Origin of the sequence: Pseudomonas sp. Root401 (genome assembly GCF_001425105.1) — a bacterium.
Taxonomy (GTDB): Bacteria; Pseudomonadota; Gammaproteobacteria; order Pseudomonadales; family Pseudomonadaceae; genus Aquipseudomonas; species Aquipseudomonas brassicacearum.
This window is the reverse complement of record NZ_LMDO01000064.1, coordinates 169,777-193,620: the sequence shown is the minus strand read 5'-3', so window position 1 is coordinate 193,620 and position 23,844 is coordinate 169,777. Positions and strand designations below refer to the sequence as shown.

Annotated in this window: 22 protein-coding genes; 8 read left to right on the top strand and 14 right to left on the bottom strand. The window is 61.4% G+C overall.

What is annotated here, in order from left to right; genetic code table 11:
- Window positions 1-109: 109 nt before the first annotated feature.
- Entirely contained in the window at window positions 110-817 is a 708-nt protein-coding gene (locus ASC85_RS28145; protein WP_057452248.1) for a winged helix-turn-helix domain-containing protein, read from the top strand.
- Window positions 818-2,104, top strand: coding sequence for an ATP-binding protein (locus ASC85_RS28140; RefSeq protein ID WP_057452247.1), 1,287 nt, complete (start codon window positions 818-820; stop codon window positions 2,102-2,104).
- Between the two features lie 30 nt (window positions 2,105-2,134).
- Here the strand turns inward: ASC85_RS28140 and ASC85_RS28135 are convergent, their stop codons facing one another.
- From ASC85_RS28135 to ASC85_RS28120, 4 genes are all read right to left on the bottom strand, one after another.
- Entirely contained in the window at window positions 2,135-2,923 is a 789-nt protein-coding gene (locus ASC85_RS28135; RefSeq protein WP_057452339.1) for a MipA/OmpV family protein, read from the bottom strand.
- 101 nt (window positions 2,924-3,024) lie between these two features.
- Window positions 3,025-3,513 carry a GFA family protein gene (locus ASC85_RS28130; protein ID WP_057452246.1) on the bottom strand — a complete coding sequence of 163 codons (489 nt, stop codon included), beginning with the start codon at window positions 3,511-3,513 and terminating at the stop codon, window positions 3,025-3,027.
- A gap of 194 nt (window positions 3,514-3,707) precedes the next feature.
- Window positions 3,708-4,325 (bottom strand): DNA-3-methyladenine glycosylase family protein, encoded by a 618-nt coding sequence (locus ASC85_RS28125; protein ID WP_057452245.1) that lies wholly within the window; start codon window positions 4,323-4,325, stop codon window positions 3,708-3,710.
- Window positions 4,326-4,348: 23 nt separating this feature from the next.
- Complete coding sequence (locus tag ASC85_RS28120) at window positions 4,349-5,431, bottom strand: bifunctional transcriptional activator/DNA repair enzyme AdaA (RefSeq protein WP_057452244.1); 1,083 nt, start codon at window positions 5,429-5,431, stop codon at window positions 4,349-4,351.
- Window positions 5,432-5,577: 146 nt separating this feature from the next.
- Here ASC85_RS28120 and ASC85_RS33475 point away from each other — a divergent pair, with 146 nt between their 5' ends.
- A complete protein-coding gene (locus ASC85_RS33475; RefSeq protein ID WP_057452243.1) occupies window positions 5,578-6,066 on the top strand; it encodes a hypothetical protein in 489 nt (162 codons plus the stop codon).
- 78 nt (window positions 6,067-6,144) lie between these two features.
- Here the strand turns inward: ASC85_RS33475 and ASC85_RS28110 are convergent, their stop codons facing one another.
- Complete coding sequence (locus ASC85_RS28110; RefSeq protein WP_057452242.1) at window positions 6,145-7,599, bottom strand: TrkH family potassium uptake protein; 1,455 nt, start codon at window positions 7,597-7,599, stop codon at window positions 6,145-6,147.
- Window positions 7,600-7,740: 141 nt separating this feature from the next.
- Here ASC85_RS28110 and ASC85_RS28105 point away from each other — a divergent pair, with 141 nt between their 5' ends.
- Complete coding sequence (locus tag ASC85_RS28105) at window positions 7,741-8,328, top strand: LysE family translocator (RefSeq protein WP_057452241.1); 588 nt, start codon at window positions 7,741-7,743, stop codon at window positions 8,326-8,328.
- Between the two features lie 184 nt (window positions 8,329-8,512).
- Here ASC85_RS28105 and ASC85_RS28100 read toward each other — a convergent pair whose 3' ends face one another.
- Window positions 8,513-9,337, bottom strand: coding sequence for a helix-turn-helix transcriptional regulator (locus ASC85_RS28100; protein ID WP_057452240.1), 825 nt, complete (start codon window positions 9,335-9,337; stop codon window positions 8,513-8,515).
- A gap of 138 nt (window positions 9,338-9,475) precedes the next feature.
- Between ASC85_RS28100 and ASC85_RS28095 the strand changes: the two genes are divergently transcribed.
- A complete protein-coding gene (locus tag ASC85_RS28095; RefSeq protein WP_057452239.1) occupies window positions 9,476-10,438 on the top strand; it encodes a GGDEF domain-containing protein in 963 nt (320 codons plus the stop codon).
- A 204-nt stretch (window positions 10,439-10,642) separates the two neighbouring features.
- Here ASC85_RS28095 and fabI read toward each other — a convergent pair whose 3' ends face one another.
- The 8 genes from fabI to gloB all read right to left on the bottom strand — a co-directional run bounded on the left by fabI (window position 10,643) and on the right by gloB (window position 21,375).
- Window positions 10,643-11,437, bottom strand: a complete 795-nt coding sequence (fabI, locus tag ASC85_RS28090; protein WP_003202751.1) for an enoyl-ACP reductase FabI — start codon at window positions 11,435-11,437, stop codon at window positions 10,643-10,645.
- Between the two features lie 19 nt (window positions 11,438-11,456).
- The gene (locus tag ASC85_RS28085; RefSeq protein WP_057452238.1) at window positions 11,457-13,067 is read right to left on the bottom strand and encodes an ABC transporter ATP-binding protein; all 1,611 of its coding nucleotides are present in this window, start codon (window positions 13,065-13,067) and stop codon (window positions 11,457-11,459) included.
- Between the two features lies 1 nt (window position 13,068).
- Window positions 13,069-14,088, bottom strand: a complete 1,020-nt coding sequence (locus tag ASC85_RS28080; protein ID WP_046062782.1) for an ABC transporter permease — start codon at window positions 14,086-14,088, stop codon at window positions 13,069-13,071.
- 1 nt (window position 14,089) lies between these two features.
- Entirely contained in the window at window positions 14,090-15,163 is a 1,074-nt protein-coding gene (locus ASC85_RS28075; RefSeq protein WP_057452237.1) for a microcin C ABC transporter permease YejB, read from the bottom strand.
- 4 nt (window positions 15,164-15,167) lie between these two features.
- On the bottom strand, window positions 15,168-17,021 hold the full coding sequence (locus ASC85_RS28070) for an extracellular solute-binding protein (RefSeq protein ID WP_057452236.1): 1,854 nt from the start codon (window positions 17,019-17,021) through the stop codon (window positions 15,168-15,170).
- Window positions 17,018-18,850 (bottom strand): extracellular solute-binding protein, encoded by a 1,833-nt coding sequence (locus tag ASC85_RS28065; RefSeq protein ID WP_057452235.1) that lies wholly within the window; start codon window positions 18,848-18,850, stop codon window positions 17,018-17,020. Before ASC85_RS28065 ends, ASC85_RS28070 begins: the two co-directional genes overlap by 4 nt.
- Window positions 18,851-19,059: 209 nt before the next feature.
- Window positions 19,060-20,508, bottom strand: a complete 1,449-nt coding sequence (locus ASC85_RS28060; RefSeq protein ID WP_057452234.1) for a transglycosylase SLT domain-containing protein — start codon at window positions 20,506-20,508, stop codon at window positions 19,060-19,062.
- A gap of 99 nt (window positions 20,509-20,607) precedes the next feature.
- On the bottom strand, window positions 20,608-21,375 hold the full coding sequence (gloB, locus tag ASC85_RS28055; protein ID WP_057452233.1) for a hydroxyacylglutathione hydrolase: 768 nt from the start codon (window positions 21,373-21,375) through the stop codon (window positions 20,608-20,610).
- A 65-nt stretch (window positions 21,376-21,440) separates the two neighbouring features.
- Here gloB and ASC85_RS28050 point away from each other — a divergent pair, with 65 nt between their 5' ends.
- The 3 genes from ASC85_RS28050 to dnaQ all read left to right on the top strand — a co-directional run bounded on the left by ASC85_RS28050 (window position 21,441) and on the right by dnaQ (window position 23,746).
- A complete protein-coding gene (locus ASC85_RS28050) occupies window positions 21,441-22,199 on the top strand; it encodes a class I SAM-dependent methyltransferase (RefSeq protein ID WP_057452232.1) in 759 nt (252 codons plus the stop codon).
- Between the two features lie 88 nt (window positions 22,200-22,287).
- A complete protein-coding gene (rnhA, locus tag ASC85_RS28045; RefSeq protein WP_047225766.1) occupies window positions 22,288-22,740 on the top strand; it encodes a ribonuclease HI in 453 nt (150 codons plus the stop codon).
- Window positions 22,741-22,984: 244 nt separating this feature from the next.
- On the top strand, window positions 22,985-23,746 hold the full coding sequence (gene dnaQ / locus ASC85_RS28040) for a DNA polymerase III subunit epsilon (protein WP_057452231.1): 762 nt from the start codon (window positions 22,985-22,987) through the stop codon (window positions 23,744-23,746).
- Window positions 23,747-23,844 lie beyond the last annotated feature (98 nt).

The window sequence follows — 23,844 nt, the reverse complement described above, 5'->3', positions numbered from 1 at the left end:
CGTTGAAAACCGGCCCATGAGGCCGGTTTTTGCTGTCTGCAATACCCGCCCCGTGGTCGGTTGGCGCCATAATGCGGCCACTTCAATCATGGGTTGGCAGGCGGTTGTTATGGATAACCTGGGTTCGGGCAAAGTGTTGCTGGTGGAGGATGACGAAAGGCTCGCCGGGTTGATCGCGCACTTTCTATCTCAACATGGCTTCGAGGTGCGTATCGAGCACCGAGGCGACCTGGCGCTGGCGGCGTTTCTGGCATTCGAGCCGAAAGTGGTGGTGCTCGATTTGATGCTGCCGGGGCAGAGTGGGTTGCAGGTGTGCCGCGGGATCCGCAACGTCGCTGATACCCCGATCGTGATCCTGACGGCCAAGGAAGATGACGTGGACCATATCCTCGGCCTGGAATCCGGTGCCGACGACTACGTGATCAAACCCATCAAGCCTGCGGTACTCCTGGCCCGCCTGCGGGCGCTGCAACGTCGGCAAGTGCCAGACATCAACGTGCGCGGTGCTCTTGAGTTCGGACGATTGTCCATCGACCGCAGCAGTCGGGAGGTGCGACTGGCCGGTGACCTGGTCGAGCTGACCACCATGGAGTTCGAGCTGTTGTGGCTGCTGGCAAGCGCTGCAGGCAAGATCCTGTCGCGCGATGACATTCTCAACCGCATGCGTGGCATTGCCTTCGACGGTCTCAATCGTGGCGTCGATGTCTATGTCAGCAAGCTGCGGGCCAAGCTCAACGACAATCCCCGGGAGCCGATGCGGATCAAAACCGTCTGGGGCAAGGGTTACCTGTTCAATCCGTTTGGGTGGGAGCTGTAGATGCTGCGGTTATTCCTGGGACTCTTTCTGGTCATGACGATTGGCTTGGTGCTGGCGTTGCAAACGGTTGAGCGCACCTTCGATGCGCTTCTTGACGGTGAGATGCAGCATTACAACCAAGAGGCGGTGCGTGGCCAGGCCTGGTCGTTGGTCGAGCAACTGCGTGGCCTGGACGGTTCGGCCCGGGAGCGATACTTGGAAACCGTGCGGCCTCACTATGGCTTGGGCCTGGCCTTGGTCGAGCGCGATCAGCTGGCCCTGGCCCCTCAGGAGCAAGCCGAGTTGGCCCAGGGGCGTGTGGTGATGCGTGAGCAGTACACACAGTTCATCTCGCGCATTGACGACGGTTCGCAGCTACTGAGCATCAAGCTGCCGGCAGAGCCGAGCCTGATGCCGTTCTATATCACCGTGGCCTACATGATGGTCGCGATCATGATCGGTTTCGTGCTGTTTTTCTGGGTGCGACCTCACTGGCGCGACCTTGAGAAACTGCGCCTGGCGGCCGAGCGCTTTGGCGGCAACGATCTGTCGGTGCGTATTCAGTTGTCCAAGCGTTCGAACATTCGCGACCTGGCCGAGCATTTCAATTTGATGGCGGCGCGCATCGAGGGCCTGATCGCCAATCAGCGCGAGCTCACCAACGCGGTTTCCCACGAGCTGCGAACGCCCATCGCACGCTTGTCGTTTGAACTGGATCAACTCAAGCAGCAGCCCGATCCGAGCCAGAACCGCGAGTTGATTGACGACATGTACGCCGATCTCGGCGAACTGGAAGAAATGGTTTCCGAGTTGCTGACATATGCCAGCCTGGAGCAGGGCGCCACGGTGATTGTCCGGGAGGACATCCAGGCGCGCGATTGGCTCGACAGTGTGGTGGGCAGTGTGGCGCTGGAGGCGGAGGCCGCCGGGGTGCAGCTGTTGATTGCCGAATGTCCGGTCGAGGTGGTCCGTATCGAGCCACGCTTCATGGCCCGTGCGGTGATCAATTTGCTGCGCAATGCCATTCGCTACGCCGATGAGCGGGTGCAGGTGTCATTGACGCGCGTGGGTGATCATTATGAGGTGCGAGTCAATGACGATGGGCCGGGCGTGCCACTGGACGGGCGGGAGAAAATTTTTGAGCCGTTCTCGCGCCTGGACGCCAGCCGCGACCGTCGCACCGGAGGTTTTGGCCTGGGTCTGGCGCTGGTGCGACGGGTATCGCAATCTCATCGCGGGCACGTGGAAGTAACGGACTCGCCCTGGGGCGGGGCATCGTTCCGCATGACTTGGGCGCACCTTGATTAGATCGGGCGCATTCGCGAGGGAGCCTTCTCTTCAGAAGGCATAAACCACCTGGCCAACCAACGACGCTTGCATCCGCCGCTCCACAATCGGACTGCGGGCTGCGTCGCCGGCCAGGTACTGCACGGCCAGCACCGTCGAGACGCTCCATTGTTCGTCGAGCGGTAATGACCAGGTCAAATCCGCCCCGCGACTCACCAGCCCGCCATGGGTGTCGTGGGCCCGGAACTGACTGCGCGAAGCCTGGGCGGCGCTGACGCCATACCAGGTACGGACATAGTCGCCGTCGCCGAATTGACTGTTGAGGCTGCCCATGAGCTTGCCATGGCGACCCTCGTAAAACGGCATGCTGAGGCTCAGTTTCAGCCGGTTCCAGGCGGAGCCGGTATCACGGTTGTCGTCATCTTCTTCCAGCGCATGTTCGAAGCTGGCCTCAAGGACGATCGGCCCCATTTGATAGGTCCCATCCAACCCCAGCACCGGCCGGGACTTGATCGAGCCCATGCCGTTGAGTTCATCCGAGCCTTTGAACCCGTGCTTGCGATCCTTGCGCACATCGCTGGCACCGATGTACACGCGCAAACCGAAGTCCTCTTCGTCAAACGCCCAGCCCACGCCCTTGTCGGTATCGAGAAAAACGCCATAGGGGCTGACGATCTCCGCACCCAACGCGGGTGCTACGGTCCTTTCGTCACTGCCGCTGTAACGTGGCACGCTGGCGGCACCGGCCCGCAAGCTGTAACGCCAGTCGTCGGCCTGCGATGAGTCGCAGAGCAGAAGCAGGCCGCATGAAGTCAACGACAGATACAGCGAACGGAACATGGGAGCACCCGGATGGAAGTTGGATGCGCCCATGCTAGGCAGTTGCCGGAGGGCAATCTTTGACAGTTTTGTCGGGAAATTGTCAAAGAGTGTGAAGCAACCTAACGACTCAAATCCAGGCGTTCATGCCACTGGGCAATCGACTCTTGGGGGTAGACCTCGAACTGCAGGTCGCCCGGATGCGCCTCGACTTCCACCCACGGCGCCTTGGAACCCAGCATCAGGTGGGTGTGCTCCGGCGGCACCGATAGCGGTGTGTCGATGGCCGAGGCAAACGGGTGAATCAGCTCCGGCCATTCAGGACTGAACAGCCATAACCCCGAACCGCACAAGGAACAGAAATGCCGTTCGGCACTGCTGCGATGGGCGCGTTGATCGCCTTCATCCTTGAGTCGTGCGTGGTAGATCGAGATGTGCTTGCGACCGCGCACCTTCATGCTCTGGGCATCACCCCCCAGGTTGATCGCAAAACCGCCGCCGCCCTGGGTCTTGCGGCAGATCGAGCAGTAGCAGCGCTGATAGGGGTAGGGGTGAGCACTGTCGAGGGTGAACGACACCGCGCCGCAGTGGCAGGATCCTTCTAGTTGCATGGGGAACCTCCAGTGGGATTGGAAATGACTCAGTACAGCCTAGACAGTTTGTGTCTTGACAGTTGAATTGAAGGTGACCATGCGACCGCCTTCGCGAGCAAGCTCCCACAGGGGGGGGTCTGTGTAGATACAATTTGTGGACACTGAAGATCAACTGTGGGAGCGAGCTTGCTCGCGATGAACGATGACAGGGTCTAGCGGCCGGGCACCCGCCACAAATACCACGCCGCCACCGTCCGATAAGGGCTCCAGGCCAGCCCGATCTCCACCATCTGCTTGCGGCTGGGCTGTTGCGCCAACCCCTTGAGCCGTCGATAGCCTTCGCGTACGCCAAAGTCATCGGCCGGCAGGATGTCTGGTCGCTCCAGGCTGTAGATCAGCAGCATCTCCACGGTCCAGCGTCCGACACCACGCAAGCTGACCAGGCGCTCGATCAACGCTTCATCCGCCATTGCCCGCGCTGTGGCGTAATCCGGCACGATGGCGTCCAGCGTCGCCTGGGCGATGCCCTGGATCGTCGCGATCTTGCTGGCGGAAAATCCGCAGCTGCGCAGTTGTGCAAAGTCCGTTGCCAGTATCTGCTCAGGCCTGGGAAACGAGCCCGGGGTGAACAACGCCAGCAGCCGACCCAGAATCGCATCGCCCGCCTTGGCGTGCAGTTGCTGGTAGGCAATCGCTCGCACCAGGGCTTCATAGGGATCGCGGGCCGGCTTGGGTTGCAGCAGGCAAGGGCCGATCGCCTCGACGTGACGTCGCCAGTCTTCGTCGAGACTTGCCAGCCAGGCGCTGGCGTCGTGGTAGGGCACAGGCATCGGGTATTTGTTCTCCGGGGCGTTCAAAACGCCAGAGGTAGCGAAACCTGCACGGCGGCTTTTTCCAGCCGCAGCAGAAACGCCTTGCGCGGCTGTCCGCCACCATAGCCGGTCAACGAGCCATCCGCACCGATAACCCGGTGGCAGGGAATGACGATGGCCAAGCGATTCTGCCCGTTGGCCAGGCCCACCGCGCGGCTGGCGTCAGGGCTGCCCAGGGCCGCGGCGATGCCGCCATAGCTGCGGGTTTCGCCGTAGGGGATCTTCTGCAGTTCAGCCCAGACTCGCACGGCGAAGGCGCTGCCGGGCATGTGCAGCGGGACATTGAATGCCGTGAGCTTGCCGGCGAAATAGTCGGCCAGTTCGGTTTCGATCTGTTGCAAATGAGCGTTGTGCCCCGGCGCAACCGTGTAGCCGTAGCGTTGCTGCAGCTCTTCCAGCTCCTTGGTCAGGGCCGGGCGGTCGAGGAACTCCAGCAGCACCAGGCCTCGTCGTTCGGCCATGGCCAGCATGGGGCCCAACGGTGTGGTCAGGCGGGTGAATAACAACGGTTCGCTGAGGGCCGCGCGACCCGGTGTGATGTGGAAGGATTTCACGAAGGCATCACGAAAACCGCTCAATGACTCATAGCCGGAGTCGAACGCGGCATTGTCGATGGAGCTGCCGTCCTTGATGCCGCCCAGGGCGATACCCAGGCGACGGGTGCGCAGATAGGCGTGAAAGGTCATGCCGAAATGTTGCTTGAACCAGCGGCGCAATTTCAGCGGTTCAATGCCCTGCTCCAATAGCAGGGCGTCGGTCCAGCGCAGGTCGGGTTCGGCGTCCACGGCCTTGAGCAGGGCCTGGATCCAGTCCGGCGCGATGGCCGCGGCGTCCAGCGGCTTGCAGCGCAGGCAGGCCCGGTAGCCGGCCGACATGGCTTCGTCGGCATGGGCGAAGAACTCCACGTTCTCCGGTTTCGGTTTGCGCGCGGTGCAGCTGGGGCGACAGAAAATACCGGTGGTCTTGACCGCAGTGAAAAACACCCCCTCGTAGGCGGTGTCTCGTTCGAGCATGGCGCGGACCATCTCGGCATGGGGCGGGAGCAGCGAGTCGTGTAGGTTCATGGGCCTGAGCATAGAACCGTGTCCGGGACGACTCCACCGAAAAATCGACAGTGAATTTTCTGTTCACTTGGTCGGACGGTCACGAACAAAAGTTGAACCTTTGAGTCTTAAAGGTTCAACCGTTGTTTTTGTCTTTCGGAGACATCATGTCCAAACATAAGAAATCCCTCATCGCCGTTGCTGTCTGTGCCTTGGCGTTCGGTGCCTCGGCCTTGCTGCCTGCTGAGTTGTCGCCTATCGGTTCGAGCTATGCCGCAGGCAATGGCGGTGGTGGCGGCGGTGGTGGTGGCAATGGTGGGGGTGGCGGTCACGGTGGAGGAAACGGCGGCGGCCACGGTGGTGGCATCGGCGGCGGCCAGGGCAATGGCAAGTCCAGTGACTCCAGCGGCCTTGGCAAAGGACTGGCCAGCGACCATGCCGGTACCCGCACCCGCGATCATGGCCTGAGCGGCAAGCACACCGGCACCACTCGCACCGACCGCACCAGCAAGGCTTCGCTGACCTCGAGCATCGCCAACGACCGTGATACCCGTGGCCTGACCAAGGCATCGGCGATTTCCACCGCTACACCAGGTACCCACAACACCAAGGGCCTGACCAACGCCACCAGCTCTTCGATCAAGAACGACCGCTGATCGCTTGAAAAAAAGCCGCGACGCCTGTGCAGGGCTTCGCGGCTTTTTTGTTTGTCTGTTTTGCCTGACCCGACGTGTTCAATACTTCCAGAACACCGGCGTGAACAACACCAGCACCGTCAGGATTTCCAGCCGACCCAGCAGCATGCCAATGGTCAGCAGCCATTTCGCTGCATCCGGCAAGGTCGAGAAGTTTCCGGCTGGCCCGATGATCGTGCCCAGCCCGGGGCCCACGTTGCACACGGCGGTGGCCGCGCCGGTCAGGGCGGTGGTCCAGTCCAGGCCGATCAGCGCCAGCCCCAGGGCGATAGCGCCAATGGTGATGGTGAAGAAAAACGAAAAGGTCAGCAGCGAACGGACGATCTCTTCGTCGATGGGGTGATTGTTGTATTTTTTCTGGATCACCGCCCGGGGATGGATCAGTTGTTTCAGGCTGCCCATCAGTAACTCGCCGGCCACCTGGAAGCGGAAGATCTTCAGTCCGCCAGCCGTTGATCCCGAGCAACCGCCAACGAACGTCAAATAGAAGAACAGCAGCAAGGCAAAGCTGCCCCATAGGGTGTAGTCGCCCAGCGCCACGCCCGTGGTGGTCACCACCGACGTCACGTTGACGGCCACGATACGGACTGCGTCCCACCAGCTGTAGTCGCTGTTCAGGCTCAGCCAGGTCCCCACGATGAGCCAGGTGATGACCAGGAATCCGACGAATCCCCTGACTTGCTGGTCCTTGAGCAACGCGCGTTTGTGGCCGCGCAAGGTGGCGACGTACAAGGTGAACGGCAGTGCACCGGCCATCATGACGACCACCGATACCCAGTGAATGGCCGGTTGGGGCCAATGCCCCAGGGAAGCGTCCGATGTGGAGAAGCCTCCCGTGGAAATCAACGACATCGCGTGGTTGATCGCTTCGAAGGGCGTCATGCCGGCCAGCCACAAGGCCAGGGTGGCGAGGGCGGTCAAGCCGACGTAGATCCACAGGATGTAGTTCGCCGCGACATGGGAGCGTGGTGTGACTTTCTCCGACCAGTCCGACGACTCGGTCTGGAACAGCCGCATGCCGCCGACCCGCAGCAGTGGCAGGATCGCCACGGCCATGCCGATAAAGCCGATCCCACCGAGCCAGTGCAGCATCGAGCGCCAGATCAACAGGCCGGGGGAGGCAGTGTCCAGGCCGGTGAGGATGGTCGAGCCGGTGGTGGTGATGCCCGACATGGTCTCGAAAAAGGCATCGGTGTAGCTGATGTGCTGGATGAACACCATGGGCAGGGCGGCGAAGCTGCAGACGATGACCCAACTGGCGGTGGTCAGCAGGTACATGTCCCGCGGGCGCATCTGGGTGTGTGCTGGCCGACCGCGCGCCACCAGCGCGACGCCGCAGACGAAGGTGATCAGGCTCGACCACAAAAACGCCGAGAGGTCATCGTTGCGATCGTACATCACCAGTGTCAAAAGCGGGATTGCCATGCTGGCAGCCAGGGTGATCAGGAAAATACCGAGGATGAAACCAATAAACCGCACTACCGCAATGGACATAGAACACGCCTGAATGAATGAGCCGCACAGTATTGTTTTTGTGGTGGGCCATGGGTAGCCCCTTGGGCAGTTTTGTTCAATACCGCCCGCGATTGGCAATTTACCTTGATCGCCACCTCACAGATATGAAGAAGGTATGCGATGAGTTTGATTCTTTCCATGGCGGCGTTTGCCCTGGTCGCCTCCATTACACCCGGTCCGGTCAATATCGTCGCCCTCAGCTCCGGGGCGCGGTACGGGTTTCGTGCGACGTTGCGCCATGTGGCCGGTGCAACCCTGGGTTTTGTCTTGCTGCTGGTGCTGATGGGGCTGGGGTTGCATGAAGTGTTGCAACGCTGGCCTGGCCTCACACGGGGGGTGCAACTGGGCGGCGTGGCGTTTCTGTTGTTCATGGCCTGGAAACTGGCGATGGATAACGGGCACCTGGGCGGCGAAGACGAGGGGCGGGCACCTTCGATGTTCTATGGCGCGCTGATGCAATGGCTCAACCCCAAGGCGTGGCTGGCCTGCGTGGCGGGAATGGGGGCATTCGTGGCCGATGGCGAGGCGCGGCTGGTGTGGCAGTTTGCGGCGATCTATCTGGTGATCTGCTATGTCTCGGTGGGTTGCTGGGCCTACGCCGGGAGTTTCCTGCGCACCTGGCTGGGCAATCCGGCGACCATGCGCCTGTTCAATCGGACGATGGCGGTGTTGTTGGTGGCCAGTGCGGTGTATCTGCTGTTGCCTTGAGCCAACCCGTTTAGCTTATGGGTGTAGGAGCTGTGTAGGAACTGTGTAGGAGCTGTCGAGTGCAACGAGGCTGCGATCTTCCCCCAAACAATTGAATCTCAAGCGAAAGATCAAAAGATCAAAAGATCGCAGGCTTCGCCAGCTCCTACAGAACCCGGCGGGAGCAAGCTTCTTCCCTACGGAGTCAGCCGCGATATTGCCCGGGCGTAGCCGCCAGGTGTTGCTTGAAGGCACGCTGGAAATGCGCCTGGTCGGCAAACCCGCTGTCCAGTGCCACGTCGGCGATCAGCTTGCCTTCGCGCAATTGGCGCCGGGCAAACTGGATTCGGCGGTTGACCAGGAAGGCGTGGGGCGTCATCCCGTAATGGCGCTTGAAGGCTCGGCTCAGGTAGGACGGCGACAGTTGCGCGGCGGTGCAGATGTCTTCCAGCTTCAAGGCTTCGCAGCAATGGTCGTGGATAAACTGTGCCGCACGCATCAGGCCTGGATGGCTGCCCCGGTCCGGGCGACCGGCAGGGTTGAGCCGTTGTTGCAGGTCGATGAAAAATGCCTCGGTGGCGGCGTGCTTGCGGTCCGTGTCGAGCTGCTCATCCACCAATTGCTCATACAACCTTCCCAATGCGGCAAACAGCTCCACGTCGCGGCTGTGCGTGGTGGCGAAGCCCTGGAAATCCAGGCTTTCGTCAAAGCCGATACGGCGCTGCAAGTCTCTGAGCCACTGGGTGTCGACGTACAACATCACATAGGACCACGGCTGATCGTCGATCGGGTTGCACGCGTGGACGTCGCCTGGGTTCATCAGCACCACCGTGCCGCTTTCCACTTGGAAATTCGAGCGTTCGTGAATGTAGGTGCTGCGCCCGGCGGTGATCGCACCGATGGAAAAGTGGTCATGGGAATGGCGCGAATAGCAGACCTTGCGCCCATCGCCGATGGCCCGGGCTTCGATGAAGGGCAGGGCCGCGTCGCGCCAGAAGCGTGGGGCGTCGTCATGGGGGGCGTGCTTCATCGGTCAGCGTCCTCGTCTTGAACCTGAGTGGCAGTGTATTAGTCCTGACCGGTAAATGCCCGTCGGATTTAGCCCGCTCGGTTTGAAGGGTTGGGGTCCTGGACTAGACTTCATGAAGTCCTGCCAATGGAGTTTCCGATGCTTGCGCCACGCAAACCGGACGACGAAGCCGCTCGCCTCAAGAATCTGCACTCGCTCAAGCTGCTTGATACCGCACCCGAAGAGCGGTTTGACCGCCTGACCCGCCTTGCCCGACGCCTGTTTGACGTGCCCATCGCGCTGGTGTCGCTGGTGGACGCCAACCGGCAGTGGTTCAAGTCCAGCGCCGGCCTGGACGCCAGCGAAACCTCGCGGGAGATTTCCTTCTGTGGGCATGCGATTTTGCAGGATCAGATCCTGGAGATCTGCGATGCGGAACAGGACGAACGCTTCCACGACAACCCACTGGTCACGGACAAGCCTGGCATTCGCTTCTATGCGGGGCATCCGCTGGGAATGGAGGACGGCAGCAAGCTCGGCACGTTGTGCCTGCTCGACACCAAGCCGCGCAAGCTCAATGACGAAGAGCGCGAACTGCTGCGCGACTTGGCCCGCATGGCCGAGCAGGAAATGGTCGCGGTGCAGATGGCGAGCATGGACGAGCTGACGCTGTTGTCCAATCGGCGTGGCTTCAGGACGTTGGCCCAGCATGCGTTGAATGTGTGTGATCGCTTGTCGCGACCGGCGACGCTGCTGTTCTTTGATCTCAACGACTTCAAACCGATCAACGACCGTTATGGGCACGCCGAGGGCGACAACGCGCTGAAAACCTTCGCCGATGTGCTGCGTATCGCTTTTCGCGAAAGTGATGTGATCGGCCGCCTCGGCGGCGACGAATTCGTGGCGTTGCTCACCGGTTCTTCCCATGTCGAGATAGCGGCAATCATGGCGCGGCTCAAGGAAATCCTCGATGAGCGCAATGCGATGTTGCAGCGTGGCTATGACATTCGTTTCAGTGTCGGTCAGATCGAGTACGACTCCCAGCGTCATCAGTCGATCGACACGCTACTGGCGGACGCGGATGCGGCGATGTACACACAGAAACAGGCGCTACGCAGCTAGCACAGGCTGATCAGGCCACCGCCTATCCCTGTGGGAGCGAGCCTGCTCGCGATGACTGAGTCACACTCAACATTTATGTCAACTGACCCACCGCAATCGCGAGCAGGCTCGCTCCCACAAGGGGATTTGTAGTGAGAGCATAAAAAAAAGCCGCTTGGCCTTTCCAGGGCAAGCGGCGTTTTTTATGCGTGGCGCGGGTGAAGATTACTCTTCGATGTTGCCCATGGCGGTGGTGTTGAAGCCGCCGTCCACGTACATGATTTCACCGCTGATGCCCGATGCCAGGTCCGAGCACAGGAAGGCGCCGGCGTTGCCGACTTCTTCGATGGTGACGTTGCGACGCAGCGGGGTTTGCGCTTCGTTGGCGGCCAGCATCTTGCGGAAGTTCTTGATGCCGGAAGCGGCGAGGGTGCGGATGGGACCGGCCGATACGCAGTTGACGCGGGTGCCGTCCGGGCCCAGGGAGCCAGCCAGGTAGCGGACGCCGGCTTCCAGGGAAGCCTTGGCCATGCCCATGACGTTGTAGTTCGGCATGGTGCGCTCGGCGCCCAGGTACGACAGGGTCAGCAGGCTGCCGTTGCGGCCTTTCATCATTTCGCGACCGGCCTTGGCCAGGGCCACGAAGCTGTAGGCGCTGATGTCGTGGGCAATGCGGAAACCTTCACGGGTGGTGGCTTCGGTGAAGTCGCCGTCCAGTTGGTCGCCCGGGGCGAAGCCCACGGAGTGCACGATGCAGTCCAGGCCATCCCACTTCTTGCTCAGTTCTTCGAAGACCTTGGCGATTTCTTCATCGCTGGCCACGTCGCACGGGAAGCACAGCTCAGGGCTCGAACCCCAGCCCTGTGCGAACTCTTCGACGCGACCCTTGAGTTTGTCGTTCTGATAAGTGAAGGCAAGCTCAGCGCCCTCGCGATGCATGGCGGCGGCGATGCCGGATGCGATGGACAGCTTGCTGGCGACACCGACGATCAGTACGCGCTTACCGGCGAGAAAACCCATGTGTTGCTCCTCTTTCAGGTTATTCGGCAGTTGTTGGGGCCAGGAAGGCGGCCTCCAGCAACTGCTGTGTATAGGGGTGCTGCGGCGCGGCGAATATGCTGCGGGCATCACCTTGTTCGACCACTTGGCCATGCTTGACCACCATCAACTGGTGGCTCAGCGCTTTGACGACAGCCAGGTCATGGCTGATAAACAGGTACGTCAGGTTGTACTTGGTTTGCAACGACCGCAACAGCTCCACCACTTGGCGTTGCACGGTACGGTCCAGGGCCGACGTCGGTTCATCCAGCAGAATCAACGCCGGCTTGAGCACCAGGGCCCGGGCAATGGCGATACGCTGCCGTTGCCCTCCGGAAAATTCATGGGGGTAGCGGTTCCGGGTTTCCGGGTCCAGGCCTACCTCCTTCAATGCCGCGATTATCGCTTGTTCCTGTTCGGCTTCGGTGCCGATCTTGTGGATCCGCAGGCCTTCGCCGACGATCTGGCTCACACACATCCGTGGGCTCAGGCTACCGAAGGGGTCCTGAAACACCACTTGCATCTCCCGGCGTAGCGGCCGGACCTGCTGCTGCGTCAGGCTGTCCAGCTGCTTGCCTTCGAAGCGGATCCCGCCCTGGCTGCCGATCAACCGCAGGATTGCCAGCCCCAGGGTGGATTTGCCGGAACCGCTTTCGCCGACGATGCCCAGGGTCTGGCCCTGGGGCAGGCTGAAGCGGATACCGTCCACGGCCTTGATGTAGTCTACCGTGCGCTTGAACAGGCCTTTCTTGATCGGGAACCAGACTTTCAGGTCCTCGACCTGCAACAGCGGCGGGCCGACGACGTTGCTCGCCGGGGTGCCGCTGGGTTCAGCGCCCAGCAGTTCCCGAGTGTACGGATGCTGCGGTGCGCGGAACAACTCTTCGCACGATGCCTGTTCGACGATGCAACCGCGCTGCATGACACATACGCGATGCGCAATTCTTCGCACCAGGTTCAAATCGTGGCTGATCAGCAGCAGCGACATGCCCAATCGCGCCTGCAATTGCTTGAGCAATTGGAGGATTTTCAGCTGGACGGTGACGTCCAGCGCGGTGGTCGGCTCGTCGGCAATCAGCAGTTCGGGCTCGTTGGCCAGGGCCATGGCGATCATCACCCGCTGGCGCTGGCCGCCGGACAGCTCGTGGGGCAGGGCCTTGAGGCGCTTGTGGGGCTCGGGAATGCCAACCAGCTCCAGCAACTCAAGGGTCCGGCGGGTCGCGACTTTACCGCTCAGGCCCTTGTGGATGCCGAGCACTTCATTGATCTGTTTTTCAATGGAGTGCAGCGGGTTGAGGGACGTCATCGGCTCCTGGAAGATCATCGCGATCCGGTTGCCGCGGATATGGCGGATGGTTTTTTCCTTCAAACCCAGCAAATTCTGGCCGGCATACTGGATAGTGCCGGTGGGGTGATGGGCCAGCGGGTAGGGCAGCAACCGCAGGATCGAGTGGGCGGTAACCGATTTGCCCGAGCCGCTTTCGCCCACCAGGGCCAGGGTTTCGCCGCGCTTGATATCGAAGCTGACCCCCTCGACGACGCGCTGGCGGCGTTCGCCGACAATGAACTCCACTGCCAGGTCGCGCACTTCGATCAGATTATCCTGGTTCATTTCACTTCCTCGGATCGAAGGCATCGCGAGCGGACTCGCCGATGAACACCAACAGGCTCAACATCAGGGCCAGCACGGCGAACGCGCTGATGCCCAACCACGGCGCCTGGAGGTTGGATTTACCCTGGGCCACCAGCTCGCCGAGGGACGGCGCGCCGGGCGGCAGGCCAAAGCCGAGGAAGTCCAGGGCGGTGAGGGTGCCGATGGCGCCAGTGAGGATGAACGGCATGAACGTCATGGTCGAGACCATGGCGTTGGGCAGGATGTGGCGAAACATGATCGCGCCGTTCTGCATGCCCAGCGCCCGGGCGGCGCGTACGTATTCCAGGTTGCGCCCGCGCAGGAACTCGGCGCGGACCACATCCACCAGGCTCATCCAGGAAAACAGCAGCATGATGCCCAGCAGCCACCAGAAGTTGGGCTGCACGAAACTGGCCAGGATGATCAGCAGGTACAGCACCGGCAACCCGGACCAGATTTCCAGGAAGCGTTGGCCGGCCAAGTCCACCCAGCCGCCATAGAAGCCCTGCAGGGCGCCGGCGATCACGCCGATGATCGAGCTGAGCACGGTCAGCGTCAGGGCAAACAGGACCGAGATGCGGAAGCCATAGATGACTCGGGCCAGGACATCGCGACCCTGGTCGTCAGTGCCCAGCCAGTTCACGGAAGAGGGCGGCGCCGGGGCCGGGACCTTCAGGTCGTAGTTGATGCTCTGGTAGCTGAACGGAATCGGTGCCCACAGCACCCAGGCGTCCTTGGCCGCCAGCAGTTCGCGGATATAGGGGCTCTTGTAGTTGGCTTCCAGGGGGAACTCGCCGCCGAACGTGGTTTCCGGGTAGCGCTTGAGGGCCGGGAAGTACCAGCCATCGTCGTAATGCACCACCAGCGGCTTGTCGTTGGCGATCAACTCGGCGCCCAGGCTCAGCCCGAACAGGATCAGGAACAGCCACAGCGACCACCAGCCACGCTTGTTGGCCTTGAACAGTTCGAAGCGGCGGCGATTGAGAGGGGACAGGTTCATCTCAATGCTCCCGGCTTTCGAAGTCGATGCGCGGATCGACAAAGGTGTAGGTCAGATCGCCGATCAGTTTCACCACCAGCCCCAGCAAGGTGAAGATGAACAGGGTGCCGAACACCACCGGGTAGTCGCGGTTGATGGCCGCTTCGAAACTCATCAGGCCCAGGCCGTCGAGGGAGAAAATCACTTCCACCAGCAGGGAGCCGGTAAAGAAGATCCCGATGAAGGCCGAAGGGAAACCGGCGATCACCAGCAGCATGGCGTTGCGGAACACGTGGCCGTAGAGCACCCGATGGCGAGTCAGGCCCTTGGCCTTGGCGGTGACCACGTATTGCTTGTTGATTTCGTCGAGGAAGCTGTTCTTGGTCAGCAGGGTCATGGTGGCGAAGTTGCCGATCACCAGAGCGGTGACGGGCAAGGCCAGGTGCCAGAAGTAATCGAGGATCTTGCCGCCCATGCTCAATTCGTCGAAGTTGTTGGAGGTCAGCCCGCGCAAGGGGAACCAGTCGAAATAACTGCCGCCCGCAAACAGCACGATCAGCAGGATGGCGAACAGGAATGACGGGATCGCGTAGCCGATGATGATGGCCGAGCTGGTCCAGACATCGAAATGGCTACCGTGGCGCGTGGCCTTGGCGATCCCCAGCGGGATCGACACCAGGTACATGATCAGCGTGCTCCACAACCCGAGGGAGATGGACACCGGCATCTTTTCCTTGATCAGGTCGATGACCTTGGCGTCGCGGAAGAAACTGTCGCCGAAGTCCAGGTGGGCGTAGTTCTTGATCATGATCCACAGGCGTTCGGGTGCCGACTTGTCAAAGCCGTACATGCGCTCGATTTCCTTGACCAGCGCCGGGTCCAGGCCCTGGGCACCGCGGTACGAGGAGCCGGCCACCGACACTTCGGCACCGCCGCCGGCAATGCGGCTGGTGGCGCCCTCGAAGCCCTCGAGCTTGGCGATCATCTGTTCCACCGGCCCGCCGGGCGCGGCTTGGATGATGACGAAGTTGATCAGCAGAATACCGAACAGGGTCGGGATGATCAGCAGCAGTCGCCGAAAAATATAAGCCAGCATTTCGTTACTCCACGCTCGCAGGGGCGGCGATTTGCTGCTCGGTGACCTGCTTCTCTACTTCATCGGCCGGCTTGACCTCCGGCTTGACCCACCAGGTGGTGGTGCCGATGTCATAGGTCGGCGTGATTTTCGGATGGCCGATGTGGTTCCAGTAGGCCACGCGCCAGGTCTTGATGTGCCAGTTCGGGATCACGTAGTAGCCCCATTGCAAAACCCGATCCAGCGCACGGGCGTGGGCCACCAGGCTCTTGCGCGAATCGGCGTTGATCAGTTGTTCCACCAACTGGTCCACCGCTGGATCCTTCAGGCCCATGGTGTTGCGGCTGCCGGGCTTGTCGGCGGCGGCCGACATCCAGAACTCGCGCTGTTCGTTACCCGGTGAGCTGGATTGCGGGAAGCTGCCCACCACCAGGTCGAAGTCGCGGGAGCGTACGCGGTTGATGTACTGGGACACGTCCACGCGGCGGATCACCAGTTCGATGCCCAGGTCGCTCAGGTTGCGCTTGAACGGCAGCAGTATCCGCTCGAACTCGGTCTGGGCCAGCAGGAACTCCAGCACCACCGGTTTGCCCTGGGCATCGACCATCTTGTCGTCGACGATGCGCCAGCCGGCCTCTTGCAGCAATTGGTAGGCCTTGCGCTGCTGGTCGCGGATCATGCCGCTGCCGTCACACATCGACGGCTGGAACGCGTCGGTGAAGACCTGTTCGGGAATCTTGCCGCGCAGGGGCTCGAGGATCTTCAACTCGTCTTCGCCGGGCAACCCGGTGGCGGCCATTTCCGAATTCTCGAAATAGCTGCGGGTGCGGGCGTAGGCGCCGTTGAACAGCTGCTTGTTGGTCCACTCGAAATCCAGCAGCAGGCTCAAGGCCTTGCGCACCCGTACGTCCTGGAAGATCGGCCGGCGCAGGTTGTAGACAAAACCCTGCATGCCGGTTGGGTTGCCGTTGGGGATCTGTTCCTTGATCAGCCGGCCTTCGGTCACGGCCGGGATGTTGTAGGCGTTGGCCCAGTTCTTGGCGGTCATTTCCAGCCAGAAATCGAACTGCCCGGCTTTCAAGGCCTCGACCGCGACGGTGTTGTCGCGGTAGTAGTCGGTGGTCAGTACGTCGAAATTATAGAAGCCGCGATTGACCGGCAGGTCCTTGCCCCAGTAATCCTTCACCCGCTCATAGCGGATCGAGCGTCCAGCCTTCACTTCGGCGACCTTGTAGGGGCCGCTGCCCAGGGGGATTTCCAGGTTGCCCTTGCTGAAGTCGCGCTCGGCCCACCAGTGTTTCGGCAATACCGGCAGTTGGCCGAGGATCAACGGCAGTTCGCGATTGTTGGTGTGCTTGAACTTGAACAAAACCTTGAGCGGGTCTTCGGCGATGACTTCGGCGACGTCGTTGTAATAGCCGCGAAACATCGGCGCGCCGTCCTTGGTCAGGGTCTGGAAGCTGAAGACCACGTCTTCGGCGCGCACCGGATGTCCATCATTGAAACGGGCTTCGGGGCGCAGGTAGAAACGTACCCAGCCATTGTCCGGGGCTTTCTCGATTTTTTCGGCGATCAGGCCATATTCGGTGAACGGTTCGTCCAGGCCCTGCTTGGCCAGGGTGTCGTAGATCAGGCCAATGTCATCGGCCGGCACGCCTTTGCTGATGAACGGGTTGAGGCTGTCGAAGCCCCCGAAGCCGCCCTGGCGGAAGATCCCGCCTTTGGGGGCGTCCGGGTTGACGTAGTCGAAATGCTTGAAGTTCGCCGGGTACTTCGGCGGCTCGTTGTACAAGGTCACGGCATGCTGCGGCGCGGCGCAGGCCAGTCCGGCGAATAACAGGCTGCTGGCCTGCAGGAGCAGGGCACGTAAAGGCTTCATTGATCTTTCTCCGAAGATTTCAGCCACCATGCGCTCAGGCCCAGGGTGTAGGGCGGCGTGGTGACGAAGGCGAACCGGTTGCGGTACGCCAGGCGATGATAATTGAGATACCAGTTGGGAATGCAGTAATGCTGCCACAGCAGCACGCGATCCAGGGCCTTGCCGGCGGCGACCTGTTCGTCGCGGGTCTGGGCGGCGAGCAGCTTTTCCAGCAGATGGTCAACCACTGGGTTGGCGATCCCGGCGTAGTTCTTGCTGCCCTTGACCCCGACCTGGCTGGAGTGGAAGTACTGCCACTGCTCAAGGCCCGGGCTGAGGGTCTGGTTCAAGGTCAGCAGGATCATGTCGAAGTCGAACTGGTCCAGGCGCTGCTTGTACTGGGCGCGGTCCACCGTGCGCAGCCGGGCCTGGATGCCGATGCTGGCAAGGTTCTCGACGTAGGGCTGCAGGATGCGCTCCAGATTCGGGTTCACCAGCAGGATTTCGAAGCTCAGGGGCTGGCTGTCGGCGTTCAGCAGGCGCTGGCCGTTGAGGCTCCAACCGGCTTCCTTCAATAACCCCAGGGCTTTGCGCAGGGTTTCCCGGGGAATGCCGCGACCGTCGGTCTTGGGCAAGCTGAAGGGTTCGGTGAGCAGTTTGGGCGGCAATTGTTCCCGGTATGGCTTGAGCAGCAGCCATTCATGGCCCACCGGCAGGCCGGTGGCGGAAAATTCGCTGTTGGGGTAATAACTGAGGGTGCGCTTGTAGGCGCCACTGAACAGGGTGCGGTTGGTCCACTCGAAATCGAACATCAACCCCAGGGCTTCGCGCACCTTGACCTCGGCAAACGTGCCGCGCCGGGTGTTCATGAACAGGCCTTGGGTCTGGGTCGGGATCTGGTGGGCAATCTGCGCCTTGATCACGTCGCCGCGCTTGATCGCCGGGAAGTCATAGCCGTTGGCCCAGTTCTTGGCCTGGTGTTCGATGTAGATGTCGAATTCACCGGCCTTGAAGGCTTCGAAGGCGACTTCGCTGTCACGATAGAACTCCACGTCCATTCGGTCATAGTTGTACTTGCCACGATTGACCGGCAGGTCCTTGCCCCAGTAATCCTTGACCCGTTCGAACACCAGTTGGCGGCCTGGTTGCACTTTGGTGATGCGGTAAGGCCCGCTGCCCAGGGGCGGCTCGAAGGTCGTTGCCTTGAAGTCGCGGCCTTTCCAGTAATGCTGGGGCAGCACCGGCAGTTCGCCCAGGCGCAGGATCAGCAGCGGATTACCCGCGCGCTTGAAGACAAAGCGGATTCTCAGCGGGTTGAGAATGTCGACCCGCAGCACTTCCTGCAGGTTGGTGCGGTACTGCGGGTGGCCTTCCTTGAGCAGTGTCCTGTAGGAGAACGCCACGTCATAGGCGGTGATGGGCACGCCATCGTGGAACCGCGCTTCGGGGCGCAGGTTGAACACCACCCAACTGCGGTCTTCGCTGTACTCCACCGACTGGGCGATCAGGCCGTAGCTCGACGTCGGTTCATCACCGGACGGTGCGTACTGGCCAGTGCCGACCATCAGTGGTTCGTTCAGCTCATTGATGCCGTATTGCAGGAAATTGGCCGTGGAAACCGGGCTGCTGCCCTTGAATGTGTAGGGATTGAGCGTATCGAAGGTGCCGAATGCCATGACTCGCAAGACACCGCCCTTGGGCGCTTGCGGGTTGACCCAGTCGAAGTGGGTGAATCTGGCCGGGTACTTGAGCGTGCCGAACTGCGCATAGCCATGGCTTTCGCTGATGGCTGCGCTGGCGGGAGAGCTCAAGGCCAGGCTGATCAGGAGCAAGAGGAGGGGACGTATCAAGTCTGAGATCCGATCCAGGCGGCTTGGGCTTTATGGCCTGTACAGTAACAGCTTGTATCGGCAGGAAAAAGGCGGGGTTGTAGGAGCTGTCGAGCGCAGCGAGGCTGCGATCTTTCCCCAGACACTTAAATATCAAGCGAAAGATCAAAAGATCGCAGGCTTCGCCAGCTCCTACAACAACCCAACCCCTGGCTACAGGAGCCCCGGGGTCAATGCGGGGAGTAGACCGTCAGCATCTGTCCAGGCTTGAGTGCCTTGCCCATCCGCGGGTTCCAGCGCTTGAGGTGCTGCATTTCCACGTTGAAGCGCTTGGCGACGACGTACAGCGAATCACCTTGCTTGACCTTGTATTGGGTCTGCTTCTTCTGGTCCTTGCTATTGGCGGCCACCACGGTGCTGATGCGCTTGCCAGTGGCCTTGCTGGCCTTGGTGTCCTGCATCACCAGGGTCTGGCCGACCTTGAGCTTGTTGCCGCTGAGTTTGTTCCAGCGTTGCAGGTCCTTGGTCTGGACGTTATTGGCCTTGGCGATCTGGGCGAGGTTGTCGCCGCGCTTGACACGGTAGGTGCGCCGGGCGCCTTCCACGTCGCTGTCGTCGGCTGTTTCGAACACCGGCTTGAGCGAGCGCTGGCTGATCAACTCTTCAGGACGCATGGTCGACAGGCTGGCGGTCAGCAACTGGGCCTTGGACGTGGGCACCAGCAGGTGCTGGGGGCCGTCGATGGTGGTGCGCTGCTTGAAGGCCGGGTTGAGCTGGAACAGCTCGTCTTCGTCGATGTTGGCCACCGCCGCCACCTTGGACAGGTCCATGCGCTGGTTGATCTCGACAACCTGGAAATAGGGTTCGTTGGCGATCGGGTTGAGGTTCACGCCATAGGCATCGGGCGAGAGCACCACCTGGGACAGCGCCAGCAACTTCGGCACATAGGCCTGGGTCTCGCTGGGCAGCGGCAGGTTCCAGTAGTCGGTGGGCAGGCCAAGCTTCTCGTTGCGCTCGATGGCGCGGCTGACCGTACCCTCGCCGGCGTTGTAGGCCGCCAGCGCCAGCAACCAGTCGCCGTTGAACATGTCGTGCAGGCGCGTCAGGTAGTCCAGGGCGGCCGTGGTGGAGGCAGTGATGTCGCGACGCCCGTCATAGAAGCGGGTCTGGCGCAGGTTGAAGTAACGCCCCGTGGACGGGATGAACTGCCACAGGCCCACTGCGTTGGCCCGGGAATAGGCCATGGGGTTGTAGGCACTCTCGATCACCGGCAGCAACGCCAGCTCCAGCGGCATGTTGCGCTCTTCGAGGCGTTCGACGATGTAATGGATGTACAGGCTGCCGCGCTCACCGGCGTTTTCCATGACGGAAGGGTTGCTGGCGAACCACAGGCGCTGTTGCTCGATACGCGGGTTGACGCCGGCTGTTTCCTGCAACTGGAAGCCCTGGCGCATGCGCTCCCAGACGTCCTGGGGTACTTGAGGGCTGGGTTTCTCAGTGAGCCATACCGGCTTCTGTTTGGCGCGAGCGGCGATATTCGGCGTGTGCGCCGCGTCGGTCTGCGGTAGCTGGCTCGTGCTCTGGCAGCCCGCCAATGTGGCGGACACAGCCACCGCAATGGCTTGAGCCAAGCGGGTCAATGTGTCTGACTGAACGGACCTGCGTATAGATGACGACATTGGCTGGAAGTAAGTTCCGGGCAAAAATGTCGGCCGATTCTAGGAAGCGCACCCCAACAGGTCAACCTTTCAGAATTTTTGTATCAATCGATAGCTGCCTTAGAACGTATCTTTCCAAGCCCTCAAGGCCGCAAAAACCTCACTCGGCGTCTGGTTTCGCTGGCCGTTCCGTTCGTCTGCTTTTTGTTTAACGGATGTTTCAGTCGTGCGCAGGAACGGATTGGTGAGTTTTTCCAGGGCCAGGGTCGAGGGTAGCGTCATGATGCCTTCGCTGCGTTGGCGGCTGACTTTTTCCAGGCGGGCGGCGATGTCCGGGTTGCCGGGTTCCACGGCGGCCGCGAACTTCAGATTGCCGAGGGTATATTCATGGGTGCAATAGACCAGCGTATCTTCAGGCAGGGCGGCGAGGCGACTGAGGGAATGGTGCATTTGCGCAGGCGTGCCTTCGAAGAGCCGGCCGCAACCGGCGGCGAACAGGGTGTCGCCACAGAACAGCAGGCCATGATGGTAGTAGGCGATGTGCCCCAGGGTATGGCCAGGCACGGCGTAGACATCGAAGTCCCAGCCGAGCACGCTGACCTTGTCGTTGTCATGCAGGGCCTTGTCCCGCGCCGGGATGTTTTCGCTGGCCGGGCCGTAAACGGTGGCGTTCGTCGCATTCTTCAGCGCCTGGACGCCGCCGACATGATCATGGTGATGGTGGGTGATCAGGATGTCGCTCAGGACCCAGCCCGGATGGGCCTCGAGCCAGGCCTGCACCGGCGCGGCGTCACCTGGGTCGACCACGGCGCAGCGCCGGGTGGCGTGGTCCTGTAACAACCAGATGTAGTTATCGGTGAATGCGGGCAGGGCACTGATCTGTATCATCGTGGAATTCGCCAAGCGGAAAACAAAGGCGCATCTTAGAACTTCCTGACGCGTTGGAGAATGCAATGACCGATGAAGCGTTCGCTCAGGCTGATCCTGACTGGCTGGCGTTGATCAGCGCCGCTCGTGAATGGCTGTCCGGCCCTGTCGGGCAGTTTTTGCTGGAAGAAGAACGGCGCATGCTCGAAGACGAGTTGGGCCGGTTCTTCGGCGGTTATCTGGTGCACTACGGCCCCTCGGCGCAAACCCCGCCGTCGGCGCCGCAAGTTCAGCGCAACGTGCGCCTGGGGGCGCCGTTGCCCGGGGTGGAAATCGTCTGCGAAGAGCAGGCCTGGCCGTTGAGCGAACATGCCGCCGACGTGGTGGTCATGCAGCACGGCCTGGATTTCTGCCTGTCGCCCCACGGCTTGTTGCGTGAAGCCGCCAGCAGCGTACGCCCCGGCGGGCACCTGTTGATCATCGGCATCAACCCCTGGAGCGCTTGGGGCTTGCGTCATGTGTTTGCCCACGACGCCTTGCGCCAGGCCCGTTGCATCTCGGCGTCGAGGGTCGGCGACTGGCTGAACCTGCTGGGCTTTGCGCTGGAGAAACGCCGCTTCGGGTGCTATCGTCCGCCGCTTGCCTCGCCCAAGTGGCAGGCGCGCCTGGCCGGCTGGGAGCGCAAGGCCGGTGACTGGCAGCTGTCCGGCGGCGGTTTCTACCTGCTGGTGGCCCGCAAGATCGCGGTCGGGTTGCGCCCGGTGCGCCAGGCGCGACGCGAGCCGATGGGCAAGCTGATTCCCTTGCCAATGGCCAAGGTCAATCGTCGCCACATCGAGCCGTAACCTTTTTTGATGGTTCTTGTCGTATTGGGCTGCGGGTGTTGTCGGGCCCGATCGGCGGGCCTTTGCATTTTTTTCTGGATAGATTGGCATGAGCGATAGCGTAGAACTCTTCACTGATGGCGCCTGCAAGGGCAACCCCGGTCCGGGCGGCTGGGGCGCGTTGCTGGTGTGCAAGGGCGTGGAGAAGGAGCTCTGGGGCGGCGAAACCAATACCACCAACAATCGCATGGAGCTGATGGGCGCCATCCGTGGCCTGGAAGAGCTCAAGCGGCCTTGCGATGTGTTGCTGGTGACCGACTCGCAGTACGTCATGAAGGGCATCAACGAGTGGATGGCCAACTGGAAGAAACGTGGCTGGAAGACGGCGGCGAAGGAGCCGGTGAAAAACGCCGACCTCTGGAAACTGCTGGATGAACAGGTCAACCGCCACAACGTCACCTGGAAATGGGTGCGCGGCCACATCGGCCACCACGGCAACGAGCGGGCCGACCAGTTGGCCAATCGTGGGGTCGATGAAGTTCGGGGCTTCAAGCAGGCCTGATTCAGCCGGATGTACCCTCCTGTGACGAGGCGCTTGTGTGGGAGCAAAGCTTGCTCGCGACGCAGGCGCCCCGGTTTTCCTGAAAGACCGCATGATCTTCATCGCGAGCAAGCTTTGCTCCCACAGTGTTTGCTCTGGCTCATCACTTGCTTCCACCAGCCTGGCTCCCAGGTAAATCCCCTTGCCACAAGAGCGTGTTAACATCCGCGCTTTTGCAAGACTGCCCGCTGAGAGCTGAACACTGATGGCCAACAGATCTGTAGTACTGGATACCGAAACCACCGGCATGCCGGTGACCGATGGTCACCGGATTATTGAAATCGGTTGTGTCGAACTGATCGGCCGGCGCCTGACCGGTCGCCATTTCCACGTTTACCTGCAACCGGACCGCGAAAGCGACGAGGGCGCCATCGGCGTCCACGGCATCACCAACGAATTCCTGGTGGGCAAGCCGCGCTTCGCCGAAGTGGCCGATGAGTTCTTCGAATTCATCCAGGGCGCGCAGTTGATCATCCACAACGCGGCGTTCGACGTCGGGTTCATCAACAACGAATTCGCCCTGATGGGCCAGCACGATCGGGCTGACATTACCCAGCATTGCACCATCCTCGATACCCTGATGATGGCCCGGGAACGTCACCCTGGGCAGCGCAACAGCCTCGACGCCTTGTGCAAGCGCTACGGCGTCGACAACTCCGGTCGTGAGCTGCACGGCGCCTTGCTCGACTCCGAGATCCTGGCCGACGTCTACCTGACCATGACCGGCGGCCAGACCAGCCTGTCCCTGGCCGGCAACGCCTCGGACGGCAACGGTACCGGTGAAGGCTCTGGCAACCAGGCCTCGGAAATCCGCCGTTTGCCCGCTGACCGCCAACCCTCGCGGATCATCCGCGCCAGCGAAAGCGACCTGGCCGAACATGCCGCGCGTCTGGAAGCCATCGCCAAGTCCGCGGGTGCTCCTGCATTGTGGACGCAGTTGGCCGAGTCGCAGGCCGTCACGCACTGATGAAACCCTGTTAGGCCATGTCGTTCCGTAGGAGCTGCCGAGCGGAGCGAGGCTGCGATCTTTCCCCTGACAGTTGAGTCTCAAGTGAAAGATCAAAA

Bases quoted from the DNA above. Each gene is read 5' to 3' on its own strand.
- ASC85_RS28075 (WP_057452237.1), bottom strand. From the start codon at position 15,163: ATGCTGGCTTATATTTTTCGGCGACTGCTGCTGATCATCCCGACCCTG.
- ASC85_RS28085 (WP_057452238.1), bottom strand. From the start codon at position 13,067: ATGAACCAGGATAATCTGATCGAAGTGCGCGACCTGGCAGTGGAGTTC.
- dnaQ (WP_057452231.1), top strand. From the start codon at position 22,985: ATGGCCAACAGATCTGTAGTACTGGATACCGAAACCACCGGCATGCCG.
- fabI (WP_003202751.1), bottom strand. From the start codon at position 11,437: ATGGGTTTTCTCGCCGGTAAGCGCGTACTGATCGTCGGTGTCGCCAGC.
- ASC85_RS28110 (WP_057452242.1), bottom strand. From the start codon at position 7,599: ATGTCCATTGCGGTAGTGCGGTTTATTGGTTTCATCCTCGGTATTTTC.
- gloB (WP_057452233.1), bottom strand. From the start codon at position 21,375: ATGATACAGATCAGTGCCCTGCCCGCATTCACCGATAACTACATCTGG.
- ASC85_RS33475 (WP_057452243.1), top strand. From the start codon at position 5,578: ATGTCCAAACATAAGAAATCCCTCATCGCCGTTGCTGTCTGTGCCTTG.
- ASC85_RS28130 (WP_057452246.1), bottom strand. From the start codon at position 3,513: ATGCAACTAGAAGGATCCTGCCACTGCGGCGCGGTGTCGTTCACCCTC.
- rnhA (WP_047225766.1), top strand. From the start codon at position 22,288: ATGAGCGATAGCGTAGAACTCTTCACTGATGGCGCCTGCAAGGGCAAC.
- ASC85_RS28100 (WP_057452240.1), bottom strand. From the start codon at position 9,337: ATGAAGCACGCCCCCCATGACGACGCCCCACGCTTCTGGCGCGACGCG.
- ASC85_RS28145 (WP_057452248.1), top strand. From the start codon at position 110: ATGGATAACCTGGGTTCGGGCAAAGTGTTGCTGGTGGAGGATGACGAA.
- ASC85_RS28080 (WP_046062782.1), bottom strand. From the start codon at position 14,088: ATGAACCTGTCCCCTCTCAATCGCCGCCGCTTCGAACTGTTCAAGGCC.
- ASC85_RS28105 (WP_057452241.1), top strand. From the start codon at position 7,741: ATGAGTTTGATTCTTTCCATGGCGGCGTTTGCCCTGGTCGCCTCCATT.
- ASC85_RS28050 (WP_057452232.1), top strand. From the start codon at position 21,441: ATGACCGATGAAGCGTTCGCTCAGGCTGATCCTGACTGGCTGGCGTTG.
- ASC85_RS28060 (WP_057452234.1), bottom strand. From the start codon at position 20,508: ATGTCGTCATCTATACGCAGGTCCGTTCAGTCAGACACATTGACCCGC.
- ASC85_RS28120 (WP_057452244.1), bottom strand. From the start codon at position 5,431: ATGAACCTACACGACTCGCTGCTCCCGCCCCATGCCGAGATGGTCCGC.
- ASC85_RS28135 (WP_057452339.1), bottom strand. From the start codon at position 2,923: ATGTTCCGTTCGCTGTATCTGTCGTTGACTTCATGCGGCCTGCTTCTG.
- ASC85_RS28140 (WP_057452247.1), top strand. From the start codon at position 818: ATGCTGCGGTTATTCCTGGGACTCTTTCTGGTCATGACGATTGGCTTG.
- ASC85_RS28070 (WP_057452236.1), bottom strand. From the start codon at position 17,021: ATGAAGCCTTTACGTGCCCTGCTCCTGCAGGCCAGCAGCCTGTTATTC.
- ASC85_RS28125 (WP_057452245.1), bottom strand. From the start codon at position 4,325: ATGCCTGTGCCCTACCACGACGCCAGCGCCTGGCTGGCAAGTCTCGAC.
- ASC85_RS28095 (WP_057452239.1), top strand. From the start codon at position 9,476: ATGCTTGCGCCACGCAAACCGGACGACGAAGCCGCTCGCCTCAAGAAT.